The organism is Bradyrhizobium sp. USDA 4353, from assembly GCF_054063215.1.
Genome location: NZ_JBSSGB010000001.1, coordinates 3581238 through 3598556 on the forward strand (window position 1 = coordinate 3581238; position 17319 = coordinate 3598556).

Genomic DNA, 17319 nt, shown 5'->3' on the forward strand with positions numbered 1-17319 from the left:
ACGCACCGCCCGTCGTGCGGCATCGCGCCCGACGGGCGAATCAGGCCGAGGCCGATGTCAGTGCCCGAGCCGGGCCGCGTGCCAGCGCAGATGATCGGCCATGTAGGTCGAGATGAAGTAGTAGCTGTGGTCATAGCCGTCCTGCTTGCGCAAGAGCAGCGGGATGTTGGCCTTCTCACAGGCCGCCTTGAGCAATTCGGGGCGGAGCTGCTGCTCCAGGAACTGGTCGGCGGTGCCGACATCGACCAGCAGGTCGGAGACGCGTGCGCCGTCCTCGATCAGCGCCACCGCGTCGTGCTTGCGCCACGCCGCCTTGTCGCTGCCGAGATAGCCGGTGAGCGCCTTCTCCCCCCACGGTACGTGCGACGGTGCGACGATCGGCGAGAACGCGCTGGCCGCGCGGTAGCGGTCGGGATTGCGCAGCGCCACCGTCAGCGCGCCGTGGCCGCCCATCGAATGGCCCATCACCGATTGCCGGCGCGGATCGACCGGGAAGTTCGCGGCCACCACGTGCGGCAGCTCCTCGGTGACGTAGCTCCACATCCGATAGTTTTTCGCAAACGGCTCCTGTGTCGCGTCGACATAGAAGCCGGCGCCGAGGCCGAAATCATAGGCATTGTTGGGATCGCCGGGAACGCCGTCGCCGCGCGGCGAGGTGTCGGGCGCGACGAAGATCAGGCCGAGCTCGGCGCAGGCGGCGCGGAACTCGCCCTTCTCGGTGACATTGGCGTGGGTGCAGGTCAGGCCGGAGAGATACCAGACGACCGGCAGCTTCGCGCCTTCGGCGTGCGCCGGCACGAACACCGAGAATGTCATCTCGGTCTTGGTCTCCTGGCTGGCATGGCGGTAGACGCCCTGGACGCCGCCATGGGACTTGTTCTGCGAGACAGTCGTGAGCGTCATGGGATCACCTGTGCGGCAAATGATAGAAGAGTTCCGGCGAGCGCTTCGCCAACGCGGTGTGGGCTGCGTCGTTCAATCAAGACACGTGTCAGGACCAGTCTATGCGACGCCGTTCTCGATCGCCAGGCGCACCAGCTCGCCGGACGTGCGCACGCCGAGCTTCTGGCGGATGATCGAGGAGGTGTTGGCCACCGTCTTGTAGGACGAGTGGATCAGCCAGGCGATTTCCGACAGGCTCTTGCCGGCGCTGAGCAGGCGCAGGATCTCGAGCTCGCGCGACGTCAGCTTCGCCAGCGGGCTCTGCGCCACGGCGGCGCCCGCAAACGCGATGCTGCGGGCGATCGCCGGCGGCAGATAGCTGCCGCCGCGGGCGACCTCGCGGATCGCTTCAGCCAGATCGTTCGGGTCGCCGCTCTTCGACACATAGCCCTTGGCGCCGATGTCGATGGCACGCGCCGCGAACACCGGATCGTCATTCATGCTGAACATGATCAGCCGTGCCTGCGCGTCGCGGGCAAGGATGCGGCGGGCCAGCTCGAAGCCGGAGACGGTCGGCAGGTTGATGTCGATGACGCAGACGTCGGGGCGCTCGGTGATGAAGCTGGTCTCGCCGCTTTCCGCGTCGGCCGCCTCGAGCAGGACGACATCCGGATCGGACGAGAGCAGGGCGCGGCAGCCGGACGCCACGATGGGATGATCATCGACGATCAGTACGCGCATGGCCTTGGGGTCCCGGACTCTCAACTCGCGTCATTGTTGCGATGCATCATGGATGCATGCTGCGCGGCATTGCATGATGTTGCAATTAGATCGCCGGCGGATTTGTCTGTCAATGTGAGTGCGTGTGAAAACACTGAGTGACAAATTTGGACTTTGGGGCGGAGACAATGTGGCAGAATTGGTCGTTGCGCAGGCGCATCAACGTGCTGCTCGCTCTGGTGCTGACGCTGGGGCTCGGCATCAATATCGGCCGCCTGGCGCTGGAGGCGGCGCCGCGCGTGCTCGCCGAGGACCAGAGCGTCATCCGCCTGACCCGCGCTTTCATCGAGACCATCATGGACGAGGTCAATGACGCGCCGGATCCGGACAGCCGGCTGAACCGCATCGTCAGCGATCTCGGCCAGCTGCGCCATGTCAGCGTCACCCGCCAGGGCATGCCGGTGCAGGCGCCGTCCTCGCCGGGCGCGGGCCGTGCGGCGCCGGCCTGGTTCATCGCGCTGGTGCATCCCGACAAGACCTCGGTCAGCATGCCCGTGATCGTGGCCGGCCGCGCCGACACGCTGGTGATCACCTCGCATCCCGACGACGAGATCGCCGAGATCTGGGACGGCATCGTCACGCAGCTCGTCGTCGGCTCGCTGGTCGGGCTTGCGCTGTTCGGCATCACCAGGCTGGTGGTCGGCCGTGCGCTGGCGCCGCTGTCGGATCTCTCCGAGGCGATGAGCCGGATCGAGGCGGGCGCCTATGATGCCCGCGTCACGCCGGGCGGCGCGCCGGAGCTCGCAGCGCTCTGCGCCAAGCTGAACCATCTCGCCGGCGCGCTCGGAGAAGCGGTCGAGGAGAAGCGGCGGCTCGCCGAGCGCACCGTGTCGCTGCAGGACCTCGAGCGGAAGGAGATCGCGCGCGAGCTGCATGACGAGTTCGGGCCGCATCTGTTCGCTCTGCGCGCCCATGCCAGCGCGCTGATGCGACTGCCGGATGCGGCGGCGCTCGACGTTGCGGCGATGCGCCGGCACGGCCAGGCGATCCTCGATCAGGTCAACGCCGTACAGCAGTTCAACCGCCGCATCCTGGAGCGGCTGCGTCCGGTCGGCTTGGCCGAGCTGGGCTTGCGCGAAGCGCTCAGCGCGCTGGTGCGGCTGTGGCGGGAGTCGCGGCCTGAGGTGGCAATCGAGACCTCGGTTGCCGACACCCTTGAGCGCAGCAACGAGACCGCGGAGCTGACGATCTACCGCGTGGTGCAGGAGGCGCTGACCAACGTCTTTCGCCATGCCGAGGCCACCTCCGTCGATGTCAGCATCGAGCCGCTACAGCAGACCGTCGCCGGCCAGCGCCGCAGCTACACGCGGGTGCGCGTGCGCGACGACGGCCGCGGGCTCACGCCCGAGCACAAGCTCGGCTTTGGCCTGACCGGCATGCGCGAGCGGCTGCTGGCGCTCGGCGGCACCTTGACGGTGGCGTCGACGGGCACTGGCGTCACAATCGAGGCGGTGGTGCCGGCGGATGCAATGGTGCCGGCCGACGCGGCGTAGCTGCGCTTTCTTTCGGCCTGCGCAAACGCGGCTCGCGACACCCTCGCTGCGCTGAATGATCGACCGGTTGTTGCGGCGCCAGCCGGCAATCGGCCGTAGGAACCAACGAACATACACCGCATTTCAACGAGCAACTTTGGATCCGCGTGAGCCGCAGGCCGGAGCACGCGCCGGTAGCTTGCGGTGATCAGATGACCAGAACCTTGCTTGCGCTGAGCGGCGCCGCCCTGGTGGCTGCGCTGTCCTTCAACCATGCCGTCGCGCGCGACGACGGCCGCTATGCCAACTCGCCACTCAAGGGTTGGTTCGACAGCCTCAAGAGCGGCCGCGGTCCGTGCTGCTCGGACGCCGACGGCTTTGCCGTGTCGGACCCCGACTGGGATCTGCAGGGCACGCATTATCGCGTGCGGCTCGACGGCGAGTGGATCGTCGTGCCCGACGATGCCGTGATCACCGAGCCGAACCGCGCCGGACGCACGATGGTGTGGCCGATCAAGGGCTCGCTCGGCACCTCGATCCGCTGCTTCATGCCGGGCAATCTGAGCTGAGGGCGCGCGTCGGCAGAGAGAGCGCGCCGTGAGGCGCGCGTGTTGTCGCAGCAACGGATGCGTTGGAACTTCGCTTTGCACTGATGATTGCTCTCGCGGGTCATGCGGCGGTCATGGCCTAGTGCGCCTCCTCTCCCTCCAGCCCCGGAGAGGGGGCGCACACTGCAACGAGGAGCATCATGGATCAGAGCAGCGACACCGATTTGCAGGACAGAATTCGCGAGCGCGCTCACCATTTGTGGGAGCAGGCCGGCCGGCCTGACGGCCGCGAGCACGAGTTCTGGTATCAGGCCGAGCAGGACATTGCCGAGATGCAGGAGCTGCACGACCAGGCCACGGCCCCGCCGCCGACGATGCTGCCGGATTGACCGATAGCATCAACTGAAAGGACCAGGGATGAGCAAGGAAACACCGAAGGACGATCCGCGCCAGGAAAGCGACTGGGGATCGATGAAGCAGACCGACAAGCCGTGGGCCGAGAAGCCGGAAAAGGACCAGCGCTCCGATGCGGCGAAGGATCTCGAGCAGTGGGGCGAGAGCAACACGCATTGAGGTGAGTGTAAGGGTGCGGCGGCGTGAAGGGGGGCGGTGGCCATCATTGGCACTTCCCGTGTGGTTGCCCCTCACCCCGACCCTCTCCCCGTGAAGAACGGGGAGAGGGGGCGCACCGTGCGCGGGGCGAGAGCTCGGTCTGCATCTCAGAAACACAATCCAACTATCAATCATTTAAATATCAATCGTCGGAACTTCGCTGCGTCATCATGCCTGTGCATTGCTACGAGTGACCGTGGTAGTGCGTCGCGGGTCCATGATGAGTCCATCTGTTAGCCCGGGCGGCGCTGCGCTCCCTCTCCCCGTTCTTCACGGGGAGAGGGTCGGGGTGAGGGGCAGCGGCACGGGTGGTGAATGTTGTGGCACTCGATCTCCTCACTCATTAACGCCGATCAAACTCATCACGCCGTATGCCCGGGATCAGCATCATCCGGCGTCTTCTTCTCGCGTTGCGGCGTCATCTTTGCTGGATCCTCGCCGCCGGGCACGCCGCGCGGACCGAGCTGATCGCGCTGGATGTCATCCTCGGAGCGGTCGGGTTCGCGTCCGTTGATTGGGAGATCCTTTGCCATGGGTCGCTCCTTCCTCGTCGTCATCACGAGAGCAATGCGAGGGCAAGGGCTGACGTTCCGTGCGACCAACTGACGGCCGCGAGCCTCGCCGCGCACAGGAACGCCGCTCCGGCGCTGCGATTGATGCTGCATCCCAAGTCAGGAGACCACCGATGTCCGATCACCCCACGCCGCCCTTTCCGCCGCAGCAGCAGGCCATGCCGGGCACGACGGATCAGATGCAGCCGAAGCCCGATCATGGCGAGACCAGCTACAAGGGCTCGGGCAAGCTCGCCGGCAAGAAGGCCGTCATCACCGGCGGCGACAGCGGCATCGGGCGCGCGGTCGCGATTGCCTATGCGCGCGAGGGCGCCGACGTCCTGATCGCTTATCTCGACGAGCATGACGACGCCCGTGAGGTGCAGCAGCTGATCGAGAAAGAGGGGCGGAAAGCCGTGCTGATGCCCGGCAACATCCAGCAGCCTGCGCATTGCAAGGCGATCATCCAGCGCGCCGTCGACGAACTCGGCGGCATCGACATCCTCGTCAACAACGCCGCGCACCAGGCGACCTTCAGCGACATCGGCGACATCTCGGATGAGGAGTGGGAGATCACCTTCCGCACCAACATCCACGCGATGTTCTATCTCACCAAGGCGGCGGTGCCGCACATGAAGCCGGGCAGCGCGATCGTCAACACGGCCTCGGTCAATGCCGACATGCCCAATCCGGGCCTGCTCGCCTACGCCACCACCAAGGGCGCGATCCAGAATTTCACCGGCGGCCTTGCCCAGATGCTGGCGGAAAAGGGCATCCGCGCCAACGCTGTCGCGCCCGGTCCGATCTGGACGCCGCTGATCCCCTCCACCATGCCCGAGGAGAAGGTGAAGAGCTTCGGCCAGCAGGTGCCGATGAAGCGCGCCGGCCAGCCGGCGGAGCTGGCGACGGCCTATGTGATGCTGGCGGACCCGCTGTCGAGCTACACGTCGGGCACGACGGTGGCGGTGACGGGCGGCAAGCCGTTCATTTGAGATTGGGTGTGTTGGCAGAAGAGCAGGGGCGGCATTTCGGCTTGGACTCGAGCCCCCCTTCAGGCGATTTTGGGGAAAGAGACCCCTCACCCGACCGAACTTGCCGCGCGGTCCTACTTGCCCTCTCCCACAAGGGGAGAGGGCGCAATCACGACGAGCGCGGTATTGAGAGATTATGCCGAGCTGATCACCTCGGTCAAATGATTGAACTGCCCAATACAGTGCCCTCTCCCCTTGTGGGAGAGGGCAGCACCGGCCTATCCACGAAGGCGGTTGGGTGAGGGGTCTCTCTCCGCAGAGAAGGCTTGTCGTATGTCACCGCGGGCTCTCCATGTCGAAGCGGCGGTGCGGTGCTCCGCCTCTCGACTGAGATGTTTCGCGCCCTTGCGGGAGCGTGTCGGCTTTGTCCGACATCCGACAGCGCGCGATCCGACATGTCGGGTGCGCGGACGGCTCACGCCGCGGACATCAGCGCGCAAGGCGCGGGCTCGGTCTGCACCGGCCAGACGGCCGCGCTCGATGTATCGCCCGCGCGTTCGTCGATAATCCGCTTCACCGAGCGCGAGCAGAGCCCGCACTGAACCGAGCAGCCCAGACAATCATACACTTGTGCCGGCGAACCGAAGGTGATGTCGGCGGTCGTGACAATGTTGCGAATGGCCGTGTCGCTGATGACGTTGCAGGAACAAATGATCATGGCTGTTGCTCGCTCCTGCCAACGATAAGCAACGGCGATGCCAAGCCCGATACCAAGGCGGGCGCGCGCCACGCCGACTAATCAGAATCGTTCGAAAGCGAGGGGGACCAGCAGTGCGGGCGATCAGCGAGAGGCCGCCGCGGTTGCGCTGATGCGCGCGGCGGCATGAAGCCGGATCGCGGCCATCGTCGCCTGTGCCAGCGCCTGGCCCTGCGCGTCGATGCCGGTCCATTGCGCGTGGCGGCCGCGCGGATCGATCTCGGCAAGCGCGACGCCGGCCGGCACGTCGCTGCCGTCGCGAACGATGCCGCGCAGGATGCCGTCCATGGGGGCGGTCATTGGCTCGCCCGAGAGATGACCGACGACGAAGCCCTTGTAGATCCGCGTGCCGATCTCGACCGGCGTATGCCAACGGCCTTCGTGCGGCGACAGCACCAGCCGCTCGGCGCCAACACCGCCGAGCTCGCCGACCTCATCCTTTGCCAGCGTCCAGCCCTCGCGGACGATCTGGCCGAGCCGGTCCGGGCGGGTCTCGATCGCAATGTCGCAATTGGCCGAGGGCGAGAAGCCGGGGCCGATGCCGATCGACAGCCGCGTCATGCCGCGCAGATTGGGCGTCACCTCGCGCGTCTGCAGCCGCGCGTCGATCAGCACGTCGATGCCGCGCACCGGCAGCAGATCGATCAGCCCGAGCGGCGTGACCAGGACGTGCTGGGGATCGCCCAGCGCCTTGAACACGTCCATCGTGCACTCGATGCGCTCGCCGGTTACGTTCTCGACGCGCACGCTGTCGCCGAACAGGGCGTCGTGGAACGCCATCTTCCGCCGCATGACCGGCGGATTGGGGTCATGCGACAGCACCACGCAATAGCCTGCGCGATGCAACTGCACCGCGATCGCCGAGGCAACGTCGTTGGTCCCGAGGATCACGGCGAAGCGCACTGCATTCGTCCCCATGTCCCGGTCCATACGGCGTTGACGTCTCCTGGCTGTCCGTCGTGAGACTGGAAAGCCAGCTTCCATGTCGGATGATCAGCTCGTTAGCAAAGGCTGTTGAGCAAGAGTTGGACCATCGCGCGGCGATTCCAAAAACAACGACCTTTGAAGGGGTTGGAAGCGGCGCGGCCGAAAGCCGACGCTGGCAATGTCCTGAACCGGCCAATTTGTCGCAAACCCGACAGGATTGCCGGGCTTGCGCGCGATTTTCGCTGGCCTGGAATCTGCACAACCGGCCCGCATGACGATACCGCGAACAGTGTTGGCGATGCGCGGTGCAGGATCAGGACGGATGCGGTGAGCCTCGATCTCGACCAGGACGTCCGGCAGCCGGCGAGCGATGCGGCTGACATCGCGTCGTGCCCGTTTCACCGGGACATGGCTCACAGGGACTTGGCGGCTGCCGAGCGGCCGGGGCGCGCCGAGCAGAAGACGTTGGTGCTGACCGGCGGCTCGCGCGGCATCGGCCATGCGACCGCAAAGCTGTTTTCCGACGCCGGCTGGCGCATCATCACCTGCTCGCGCCAGCCATTCGACGGCGTGCGCTGCCCGTGGGATGCGGGTCCCGACAATCATGTCCAGATCGATCTCAGCGACCGCAAGGCGATCCCGCAGGCAATTGCCGACATCAAGGCGCGGCTCGACGGCGCGCCGCTGCATGCGTTGATCAACAATGCCGCGGTCTCGCCCAAGGCCGAGGACGGCAGCCGGCTGGATTCGCTCTCGACCTCGGTCGAGACCTGGATGACGGTCTTCCACGTCAACTTCCTCGGACCGATCCTGCTGGCGCGCGGGCTGTTCGAGGAGCTGAAGCGCGGGCAGGGCGCTGTCGTCAACGTGACGTCGATCGTAGGGACGCGGGTGCATCCGTTCGCCGGCACGGCGTATGCGACCTCCAAGGCGGCGCTGGCGTGCCTGACCCGCGAGATGGCGCACGACTTCGCGCCGCACGGCATCCGCGTCAACGCCATCGCGCCTGGCGAGATCAAGACCGAGATGGTGTCGCCGGAGACCGAAGCGCGGTTCTCGCCGCTGATTCCGATGCGCCGGATCGGCGCGCCGGAGGAGGTGGCCAAGGTGTTGTTCTTCCTCTGCTCGGACGCGGCGAGCTATGTGACCGGGGAGGAGATTCAGATCAATGGGGGGCAGCACCTCTAGGTTGATCGGCGCACGCGGCGTTTTGACGCCCGGCCCAGGTGGCGACCGGATTGTTGGCAATCAAGCGAAGTGAGTGCCATGCGGGGACTGGAAACTTTGTAAACAGTTCTGACGCTTGCGATGTCTTCGCAACAAGCATGTCGGTGCGCGTTTATTAGGTGTCGGAAACACAACAGATTTGTCAGTTCATCGCGACGTCAATCCACGCGCGGACTGTGCAATGCGCGCGTCGCGCCGACTGCAAACTAATTTGTTAAGATCATGAAGTTCTGCAGCTTTTCTGTTCTGTTTGCTGCACACTACTTCTGCGGCAATGCAGCAAAGTTAGGCACGACAATCATCTGCAGTTAAGGGAGGATGTTAGAACGCCTACAATCGCGGGCGATCTCGTCAAGAGCGTCCGTGACCATCAGAGAAGCGACCATGGTCCAAACGGAAACACGTCAGGTCGAAGCTCAGGACGTCAGGTCCAATGCTGCCCCGATACCGCTCAGCGAGATCGCGCTGACCGGAATTTTCGAAATCTCGAAAATTCTCGCCGCGCCGACGCGGCTGGAAATCACCCTCGCCAATGTCGTCAACCTGCTGCAGTCCTTCATGCAGATGCGCCATGGCGTGGTGTCGCTGCTCGCCGATGACGGCATTCCGGATCTCGCCGTCGGCGCCGGGTGGAGCGAAGGCAGCGACCAGCGCTATCGCGAGCGTCTGCCGCAGAAGGCCGTCGACCAGATCGTGGCCACCGCCGTGCCGCTGATCGCGGAGAACGTGTCGGATCATCCCGCCTTCAGTGCCGCCGATGCGGCGACGCTCGGCGCCGACGCCGGCACCCGCGTCTCCTTCCTCGGCGTTCCCATCCGTATCGATCAGCGCGTCGTCGGCACCTTGACGATCGACCGCGTCTGGGATGGCCGCGCGGTGTTCCGGCTGGACTCCGATGTCCGCTTCCTGACCATGGTGGCCAATCTGATCGGCCAGACCATCAAGCTGCATCGCGTCGTCGCGCGCGACCGCGAGCGGCTGATGGCGGAGAGCCACCGGCTGCAGAAGGAACTCTCCGAGCTGAAGCCGGCGCCGGCCAAGGGCAAGAAGGTGCTGGTCGACGGCATCGTCGGCGACAGTCCCGCGCTGCGCGCGCTGCTCGACAAGATCAACGTTGTCGCCAAGTCGAACGCGCCGGTGCTGTTGCGTGGCGAATCCGGCACCGGCAAGGAGCTGGTGGCGAAGGCCATTCACGAATTGTCGAATCGCGCCAAGCGGCCCTTCATCAAGATCAACTGCGCGGCGCTGCCGGAGACGGTGCTGGAGTCCGAGCTGTTCGGCCACGAGAAAGGCGCCTTCACCGGCGCGATCAATGCGCGCAAGGGCCGCTTCGAGCTGGCCGACAAGGGCACGTTGTTCCTCGACGAGATCGGCGAGATCTCGCCGGCGTTCCAGGCCAAGCTCTTGCGCGTGCTGCAGGAGCAGGAATTCGAGCGCGTCGGCGGCAACCAGACCATCAAGGTCGACGTGCGCATCGTCACCGCGACCAACCGCAATCTCGAAGAGGCGGTGGCGCGCAACGAATTCCGTGCCGATCTGTACTATCGCATCAGCGTCGTGCCCATCAAGCTGCCGCCGCTGCGCGACCGGCGCAGCGACATCCCGCAGCTGGCGCGCGAGTTCCTGCGTCGCTTCAATTGCGAGAACGAGCGCGATCTGACCTTCGACGTCAGCGCCATCGAGGTGCTGATGCATTGCGGCTTCCCCGGCAATGTGCGCGAGCTGGAGAACTGCGTGCAGCGGACCGCGACCTTGGCCGCGGGGTCGGCGATCGGCCAGCACGACTTCGCCTGCAGCCGCAACGAGTGCATGTCGGCGATCCTGTGGAAGGGCAACACGGTGACGCCGCCGCCGCCGCGCGGCCAGCCGATGGTGCCGCTGCCGATCCTGCCGCGCACCTCGGCCCCGATCGAAACGCCGGTCGATCTGCCTCCCGTCGATGCTGACGACGGCGACTATATCGAGAGCATGGACGGCGGCGCCGTCCCCGAGCGCGAGCGCATCGTCCAGGCGATGGAGCGCTCCGGCTGGGTCCAGGCCAAGGCAGCGCGGCTGCTCGGCCTGACACCGCGCCAGATCGGCTACGCGCTGAAGAAATACAACATCGAGGTCAAGCGGTTCTGAGTGGATCCACTCGGTCGTGATGAAGGGGCGCGCTGTGGCGCGCCCTTTTTGCTTGAGGCCATGCTCGGGTCGCGGACGCCGTGCAAATGAGAGCCCCACTTTCGCTCCAACTGCGGTGGGCTCCCCTCCCCCTTGCGGGGAGGGGGCGGGGGTGGGGGTCCCCGAGCACACTGCGCGTGATGCGCGCGAACCTCTTCGTCAGAAGCACCGGCGTCATTGGTGGATCAGACGCTCATCTACTTCACAGTTGTCGTCGAACGTGCGCACGTCACTCCATCCGACTCACGAACATCTGCGCCCGGGGACCCCCACCCCCGACCCCTCCCCGCAAGGGGGAGGGGAGCGCACCGCCGTTGTGGGGACAGCTCGACTCAAACGCGCACACGTCTTTCCATCGCCCCTGTCGCACTTACGACATGCTGTCGGGAGAGCGACAGCTGGCCGCTGTCAGTGACATTTAGAATCCTCCTTAGAAATCAACCAAATGCGCTCTGGCACGGCGCTTGAAAGATCATGACCGAATGACATCGCCCGATGTCGCGACAAGCGCGGGGAGCGGCACATGAGCTACAAGATCATCGCCTCACAATGCACGGTCTGCGGAGCCTGTGAGTTCGAATGTCCGAATGCGGCCATTCGCCTGAAGAACGACATGTACATCATCGACCCGAAGAAGTGCACGGAGTGCGAAGGCCACTTCGACGCGCCGCAATGCGCCGCCGTCTGTCCGGTGCCGGACACCTGCGTGCCCGCCTGACGCGGGCGCGACGGCAACATTGCAAGCGGAGTGAAAGATGGCAGCGGTTCAGGAGACCATTGATCGCGTCAAGGATATCGACGTCGATCAATATCGCTACGGGTTCGAGACCGTCATCGAATCCGAGAAGGCGCCGAAAGGGCTGTCGGAAGACACGATCCGCTTCATCTCGGCCAAGAAGAACGAGCCGGCCTGGATGCTGGAATGGCGGCTGGAGGCGTATCGCCGCTGGCTGACCATGACCGAGCCGACTTGGGCCCGCGTCGGCTATCCGAAGATCGACTATCAGGATCTCTATTACTATTCGGCGCCGAAGCCGAAGAAGAAGGTCGCCTCGCTCGACGAGATCGACCCGGAGATCCTCAAGACCTATGAGAAGCTCGGCATTCCGCTCCGCGAGGTCGAGATTCTCGAAGGCGTCGAGCGTCCGACCGCAGCCGTGGAATCCGAGGACGGCGAGGCAGCCGCGCCGCGCACCAAGATCGCGGTCGATGCCGTGTTCGACTCGGTGTCGGTGGCGACGACGTTCAAGGAGGAGCTGAAGAAGGCCGGCGTGATCTTCATGCCGATCTCCGAGGCGCTACGCGAGCATCCCGACCTGGTGCAGACATATCTCGGCACGGTCGTGCCGACGACCGACAACTATTTTGCCACGCTCAACTCGGCGGTGTTCTCCGACGGCTCGTTCGTCTACATCCCGCCGGGCGTGCGCTGCCCGATGGAGCTGTCGACCTATTTCCGCATCAACGAGCGCAACACCGGCCAGTTCGAGCGCACCCTGATCATCGCCGACAAGGGCGCCTACGTCTCCTACCTCGAAGGCTGCACGGCGCCGCAGCGCGACGAGAACCAGCTGCATGCCGCCGTGGTCGAGCTGGTCGCGCTTGATGATGCCGAGATCAAATATTCGACGGTGCAGAACTGGTACCCCGGCAATTCCGAAGGCGTCGGCGGCATCTACAATTTCGTCACCAAGCGCGGCGACTGCCGCGGCGCGAACTCCAAGATCTCCTGGACGCAAGTCGAAACGGGATCGGCGATCACCTGGAAATATCCGAGCTGCATCCTGCGCGGCGACAATTCCAGCGGCGAATTCTACTCGATCGCGATCTCCAACGGTTTCCAGCAGGTCGACTCTGGGACGAAGATGATCCATCTCGGCAAGAACACGTCGAGCCGCATCATCTCCAAGGGCATTGCAGCGGGCAAGTCGCAGAACACCTATCGCGGCCTCGTCAGCGCCCACCGCAAGGCCTCCGGCGCACGCAACTTCACCGCCTGCGACTCGCTCTTGATTGGCGACAAATGCGGCGCGCACACCGTGCCCTACATCGAGGCCAAGAACTCCTCGGCGGTGTTCGAGCACGAAGCCACGACTTCGAAGATCTCCGAGGACGTGCTGTTCTACTGCATCCAGCGCGGCCTTTCCCAGGAAGAGGCGGTCGGCCTTGTCGTCAATGGCTTCGTCAAGGACGTGTTGCAGCAGTTACCGATGGAGTTCGCGGTCGAGGCGCAGAAGCTGATCTCGATCAGCCTCGAAGGTTCAGTCGGATAAGGACGTCGCGCGCGGCGACAACAGATGAGGAGTGTTCGATGACGGCCTTGCTCGAAATCAAGGGGCTCCATGCCGAGATCTCCGGTGGTCGCAAGATCATCCAGGGCCTGGACCTGACCGTGAACAAGGGCGAGATCCACGCCATCATGGGACCGAACGGCGCCGGCAAGTCGACGCTGTCCTACGTGCTCGCGGGCAAGCCCGGCTACGAGATCACCGCCGGCGAGGTCTATCTCAACGGCGAGGATTTGCTGGCCATGTCGGCTGACGAGCGCGCCGCGAAGGGGGTGTTCCTGGCGTTCCAGTATCCGCTGGAGATCCCGGGCGTCGCGACCTTGACCTTCCTGCGGGCGGCCTTCAATGCCCAGCGCAAGGCGCGCGGCGAGGAGGAGCTGTCCTCGCCCGATCTGATCAAGCGCGTCCGCGAGATCGCCAACACCTTGAACATCGACTCGGAGATGCTGAAGCGGCCGCTCAATGTCGGCTTCTCCGGCGGCGAGAAGAAGCGCAACGAGACCCTGCAGATGGCGCTGCTGCAGCCGTCGCTCTGCGTGCTCGACGAGACCGATTCGGGCCTCGACATCGACGCGCTGAAGGTGGTGGCGAATGGCGTCAATGCGCTGCGCTCGGCCGAGCGCGGCATGATCGTGATCACGCATTATCAGCGGCTGCTCGACTACATCGTGCCCGATATCGTCCATGTGTTCGCGGCGGGGCGCATCGTCCGCACCGGGGCTGCGGATCTCGCGCGCGAGCTCGAGGCGACCGGCTACGCGCAGTATCAGAGCGAAGCAGCCTAAGGCGCGGGGAGCAGCAGCATGGGCGTCGCGATTCGCAAGACCAAGGCCGAGCTCGGACTGGCCGATCTGTATCAGGGCGCCCGCCGCTATCTGCCGGGCGGCGAGGAGATCACGGCCGTGCGCGCCGCCGCCTTCGATCGCTTCACGGCGGTCGGCCTGCCGCATCGACGTGTCGAGGCGTGGCGCTACACCGATCTGCGCACGCAGATGAAGGAGGCCAAGCGGCTCGCCTCGCTGCCGGACGATGCCGCCAAGGCCAAAGTGCGCGAGGCAAAGGATCTGTTTGCCGGCGCCGGCTTCCGCAAGCTCGTCATCGTCGACGGCGCCTTCGTACCGGAGCTGTCGGATCTCGCCGATCTCGAGCCGGGCCTGACCATCCAGCCGATGGCCGATGCGCTCGCCGCCGACAAGCCGCTGCTGTCGCAGCGCCTCGGCGCGATCGTGCCGGACGACGATCCGGCGCTGGCACTCAACACCGCGCTGGCGGCCAATGGCGTCGTCATCCTGGTCGCACCGGGCACGGAACTGAGCCGGCCGATCCACGTCGCCTTCGTCACGACCAATTGGGTCGCGACCTCGATGTTCACGCGCTCCCAGGTCAATATCGGCGCCGGCGCCAGCGCCACCATCGTCGAGTCGCATCAGGGGCCCGACGGCAGCGAGTATCAGGTCAACACCGCGATGCAGCTCGTCGTCGGCGACGAGGCCCGCATCGATCATGTCAAGGTGGTCAGCGAGGGCGGCAGCGCGCTGCACATCGGCTCGCTGCTCGCCAATATCGGCGCGCGCGCGACCTTCAACCAGCTCGGCTTCGTCGCCGGCGGCAGCCTCGTGCGCAACCAGCTGTTCGTCCGCCTCGCGGGCGAGGGCACCGTCGCCGACATCCGCGGCGGCTCGCTGCTGTCCGGCACGCAGCATGCAGACACGACGTTGTCGATCGAGCATGCCGCCGAGAACGGCCAGAGCCGCGAGACGTTCAAGGCCGTGGTCGGCGATACCGCCCGCGCCGTGTTCCAGGGCAAGATCACGGTCGCCCCCGGTGCGCAGAAGACCGACGCCAAAATGATGTCGCGGGCGCTGCTGCTGTCCGACGAGGCCGAGGCCGACTCCAAGCCGGAGCTCGAGATCTTCGCCGACGACGTCCAGTGCGGCCACGGCACCACGACCGGCGCGATCGACGATGAGCTGCTGTTCTACCTGATGGCGCGTGGCATTCCGCCTCATGAAGCGAAGGCGCTGCTGATCCAGGCCTTCATCGGCGAGATCATCGAGGGCGCCGCCAACGAGGCCGTGCGCGACGCGCTGACCGGGGCGCTGCTGGGCTGGCTCGGACGACGGGAGTAGACGATGCATGCAGCGGTGAACGGGAGCGGCTACGACGTCGGTCGCATCCGGGCGGACTTTCCCATTCTCGGCATGCAGGTGCACGGCAAGCCGCTGGTCTATCTCGACAACGCCGCCTCCGCGCAGAAGCCGCAGGCGGTGCTGGACCGGATGAACCAGGTCTACACGTCCGAATACGCCAATGTGCATCGCGGCCTGCATTATCTCGCCAACGCCGCCACCCAGGCCTACGAGGGCGCGCGAGCCAAGGTGGCGTCGTTCCTCAACGCCGAGAGCTCCGAGCAGATCATCTTCACCCGCGGTGCCACCGAGGCGGTGAACCTGGTGGCGCAGACCTTCGGCCGCGAGCGCATCGGACCGGGCGACGAGATCGTGCTCTCGATCATGGAGCACCATGCCAACATCATCCCCTGGCATTTCCTCAGGGAGCGTCAGGGCGCTGTGATCAAATGGGCGCCCGTCGACGAGGACGGCAATTTCCTGCTGGACGAGTTCGAGAAGCTGCTGACGCCGCGCACGAAGATGGTGGCGATGACGCAGATGTCGAACGTGCTCGGCACGGTCGTTCCGGTCAAGAAGGTCATCCGCATCGCGCACGATCGCGGCATCCCGGTGCTGATCGACGGCTCGCAGGCCGCGGTGCACATGGAGGTCGATGTCAGGGATCTCGATGCGGACTTCTATTGCATCACCGGGCACAAGATCTACGGCCCGACCGGGATCGGCGCGCTCTATGGCAAGCGCGAACTGCTGGCCTCGATGCCGCCGTTCAATGGCGGCGGCGAGATGATCCGCGAGGTCGCGCGTGACTGGGTCACCTATGGCGACCCGCCGCACCGCTTCGAGGCCGGCACGCCGCCGATCGTGGAAGCGGCCGGGCTCGGTGCGGCGATCGACTATGTCGCCTCGATCGGCAAGCAGCGCATCGCCGCGCATGAGCATGATCTCGTGACCTACGCGACCGAGCAGCTGCGCGAGATCAACTCGCTGCGCATCATCGGCAATGCCGCCGACAAGGGCGCCATCGTCTCGTTCGAGATGCAGGGCGCCCACGCCCACGACTTCGCCACCGTCATCGACCGCTCGGGCGTCGCGGTGCGCGCCGGCACCCATTGCGCCATGCCGCTCTTGGAGCGCTTCGGCGTCTCGGCAACCTGCCGGGCGTCGTTCGCGATGTACAACACGCGGGAAGAGGTTGATGTGCTGGTCCGCGCGCTGAAGAAGGCGCAGGAGTTTTTCTCGTAAGGCGGATTGTCCCGCGCAGTTTTCGTGAAGAAGCCGGTGCCAGTTGCTGTGCCCTCTCCCCTTGTGGGAGAGGGCTACACCGCTGTTAGCTCCAGCCTCACTTGGGTGAGGGGTTGTGTCGGCGACTCACGACCGCCTGAGTATGCCGAGAGAACCCCTCACCCGGCGGCCTTCGGCCGCCACCCTCTCCCACAAGGGGAGAGGGTGCACCGCGTTTGCCGCACCATGCGGGCTCAATCAAACAAATAATCAGCTAATCAAACCTACGCCGCCGCGGCCATCGCGGCCTGCGCATCGGCCTTGATCCGGTTCACCATCGAGCGGAAGCCATTTGAGCGCTGCGGCGTCAGATGCTCACGCAACCCGAGCTTCTCGAACAGCGCGATCGGATCGGCCGCCAAGATCTCCGGCGCGGTGCGGCCTGAGACCATCGCGAGCAGGATCGCGACCAGGCCGCGGACGATATGCGCATCGCTGTCGCCGACGAACTCGAGCACCGGCGTCGCACCGTGGCGCACGGAGGTCGCGACCCAGACCTGGCTGGTGCAGCCCTGGACCTTGTTGCCGTCGTTGCGGTCGGCGTCGGGCAGGGGCGTGAGGCCGCGGCCGAGCTCGATGACGTAGCGGTAGCGGTCGTCCCAGTCGTCGAGCAGGGCGAAATTCTCGACGATGTCCTCGATGTCCGGATTAGCCGGAGCTGCCGTCTGCACCATCTTCAACATGATCCTCTCCTGGTGGTCTGCTGATCTCGATCCGCCTCGGGGCGG

At 65.4% G+C, this 17319-nt stretch carries 18 protein-coding genes; 12 read left to right on the forward strand and 6 right to left on the reverse strand.

Translation table 11 applies throughout. The features are described from left to right. Nucleotides 1-57: 57 nt before the first annotated feature. Nucleotides 58-903 (reverse strand): S-formylglutathione hydrolase, encoded by an 846-nt coding sequence (fghA, locus tag ACVILH_RS15835; protein ID WP_456713724.1) that lies wholly within the window; start codon nucleotides 901-903, stop codon nucleotides 58-60. Nucleotides 904-1002: 99 nt separating this feature from the next. Continuing rightward, nucleotides 1003-1623, reverse strand: a complete 621-nt coding sequence (locus ACVILH_RS15840) for a response regulator transcription factor (RefSeq protein ID WP_456713725.1) — start codon at nucleotides 1621-1623, stop codon at nucleotides 1003-1005. A 167-nt stretch (nucleotides 1624-1790) separates the two neighbouring features. On the opposite strand from ACVILH_RS15840, the gene ACVILH_RS15845 reads away from it, so the two are divergent. The 4 genes from ACVILH_RS15845 to ACVILH_RS15860 all read left to right on the forward strand — a co-directional run bounded on the left by ACVILH_RS15845 (nucleotide 1791) and on the right by ACVILH_RS15860 (nucleotide 4255). Beyond that, nucleotides 1791-3155 carry an ATP-binding protein gene (locus ACVILH_RS15845; protein ID WP_456713726.1) on the forward strand — a complete coding sequence of 455 codons (1365 nt, stop codon included), beginning with the start codon at nucleotides 1791-1793 and terminating at the stop codon, nucleotides 3153-3155. A 191-nt stretch (nucleotides 3156-3346) separates the two neighbouring features. Continuing rightward, the gene (locus ACVILH_RS15850; RefSeq protein ID WP_456713727.1) at nucleotides 3347-3703 is read left to right on the forward strand and encodes a hypothetical protein; all 357 of its coding nucleotides are present in this window, start codon (nucleotides 3347-3349) and stop codon (nucleotides 3701-3703) included. A 179-nt stretch (nucleotides 3704-3882) separates the two neighbouring features. Next, entirely contained in the window at nucleotides 3883-4071 is a 189-nt protein-coding gene (locus tag ACVILH_RS15855; RefSeq protein ID WP_456713728.1) for a DUF2934 domain-containing protein, read from the forward strand. A 28-nt stretch (nucleotides 4072-4099) separates the two neighbouring features. Beyond that, entirely contained in the window at nucleotides 4100-4255 is a 156-nt protein-coding gene (locus ACVILH_RS15860) for a hypothetical protein (protein WP_456713729.1), read from the forward strand. A 401-nt stretch (nucleotides 4256-4656) separates the two neighbouring features. Here ACVILH_RS15860 and ACVILH_RS15865 read toward each other — a convergent pair whose 3' ends face one another. Further along, a complete protein-coding gene (locus ACVILH_RS15865) occupies nucleotides 4657-4827 on the reverse strand; it encodes a hypothetical protein (protein ID WP_456713730.1) in 171 nt (56 codons plus the stop codon). Nucleotides 4828-4979: 152 nt separating this feature from the next. Here ACVILH_RS15865 and ACVILH_RS15870 point away from each other — a divergent pair, with 152 nt between their 5' ends. Then, nucleotides 4980-5837: an SDR family oxidoreductase gene (locus ACVILH_RS15870; protein ID WP_456713731.1), complete on the forward strand. Its 858-nt coding sequence runs from the start codon at nucleotides 4980-4982 to the stop codon at nucleotides 5835-5837. 454 nt (nucleotides 5838-6291) lie between these two features. On the opposite strand, the gene ACVILH_RS15875 is transcribed toward ACVILH_RS15870, so the two are convergent. After that, nucleotides 6292-6606 carry a (2Fe-2S)-binding protein gene (locus ACVILH_RS15875; protein ID WP_456713732.1) on the reverse strand — a complete coding sequence of 105 codons (315 nt, stop codon included), beginning with the start codon at nucleotides 6604-6606 and terminating at the stop codon, nucleotides 6292-6294. 51 nt (nucleotides 6607-6657) lie between these two features. Next, on the reverse strand, nucleotides 6658-7491 hold the full coding sequence (locus ACVILH_RS15880) for a xanthine dehydrogenase (protein WP_456713733.1): 834 nt from the start codon (nucleotides 7489-7491) through the stop codon (nucleotides 6658-6660). A gap of 336 nt (nucleotides 7492-7827) precedes the next feature. Here ACVILH_RS15880 and ACVILH_RS15885 point away from each other — a divergent pair, with 336 nt between their 5' ends. From ACVILH_RS15885 to ACVILH_RS15915, 7 genes are all read left to right on the forward strand, one after another. Next, nucleotides 7828-8688, forward strand: a complete 861-nt coding sequence (locus tag ACVILH_RS15885) for an SDR family NAD(P)-dependent oxidoreductase (RefSeq protein WP_456713734.1) — start codon at nucleotides 7828-7830, stop codon at nucleotides 8686-8688. Between the two features lie 423 nt (nucleotides 8689-9111). Then, nucleotides 9112-10851, forward strand: a complete 1740-nt coding sequence (gene nifA / locus ACVILH_RS15890) for a nif-specific transcriptional activator NifA (RefSeq protein ID WP_456713735.1) — start codon at nucleotides 9112-9114, stop codon at nucleotides 10849-10851. A 562-nt stretch (nucleotides 10852-11413) separates the two neighbouring features. Continuing rightward, nucleotides 11414-11608, forward strand: a complete 195-nt coding sequence (locus ACVILH_RS15895; RefSeq protein ID WP_009031096.1) for a 4Fe-4S dicluster domain-containing protein — start codon at nucleotides 11414-11416, stop codon at nucleotides 11606-11608. A gap of 37 nt (nucleotides 11609-11645) precedes the next feature. After that, nucleotides 11646-13163, forward strand: a complete 1518-nt coding sequence (gene sufB / locus ACVILH_RS15900) for a Fe-S cluster assembly protein SufB (protein ID WP_456713736.1) — start codon at nucleotides 11646-11648, stop codon at nucleotides 13161-13163. A 38-nt stretch (nucleotides 13164-13201) separates the two neighbouring features. Next, nucleotides 13202-13963 carry a Fe-S cluster assembly ATPase SufC gene (sufC, locus tag ACVILH_RS15905; protein WP_456713737.1) on the forward strand — a complete coding sequence of 254 codons (762 nt, stop codon included), beginning with the start codon at nucleotides 13202-13204 and terminating at the stop codon, nucleotides 13961-13963. 18 nt (nucleotides 13964-13981) lie between these two features. Next, entirely contained in the window at nucleotides 13982-15307 is a 1326-nt protein-coding gene (gene sufD / locus ACVILH_RS15910) for a Fe-S cluster assembly protein SufD (protein ID WP_456713738.1), read from the forward strand. A 3-nt stretch (nucleotides 15308-15310) separates the two neighbouring features. Beyond that, on the forward strand, nucleotides 15311-16552 hold the full coding sequence (locus tag ACVILH_RS15915) for a cysteine desulfurase (RefSeq protein WP_456713739.1): 1242 nt from the start codon (nucleotides 15311-15313) through the stop codon (nucleotides 16550-16552). A gap of 263 nt (nucleotides 16553-16815) precedes the next feature. Here the strand turns inward: ACVILH_RS15915 and ACVILH_RS15920 are convergent, their stop codons facing one another. Further along, nucleotides 16816-17274, reverse strand: a complete 459-nt coding sequence (locus ACVILH_RS15920; protein WP_456713740.1) for a SufE family protein — start codon at nucleotides 17272-17274, stop codon at nucleotides 16816-16818. Between the last annotated feature and the right edge of the window lie 45 nt (nucleotides 17275-17319).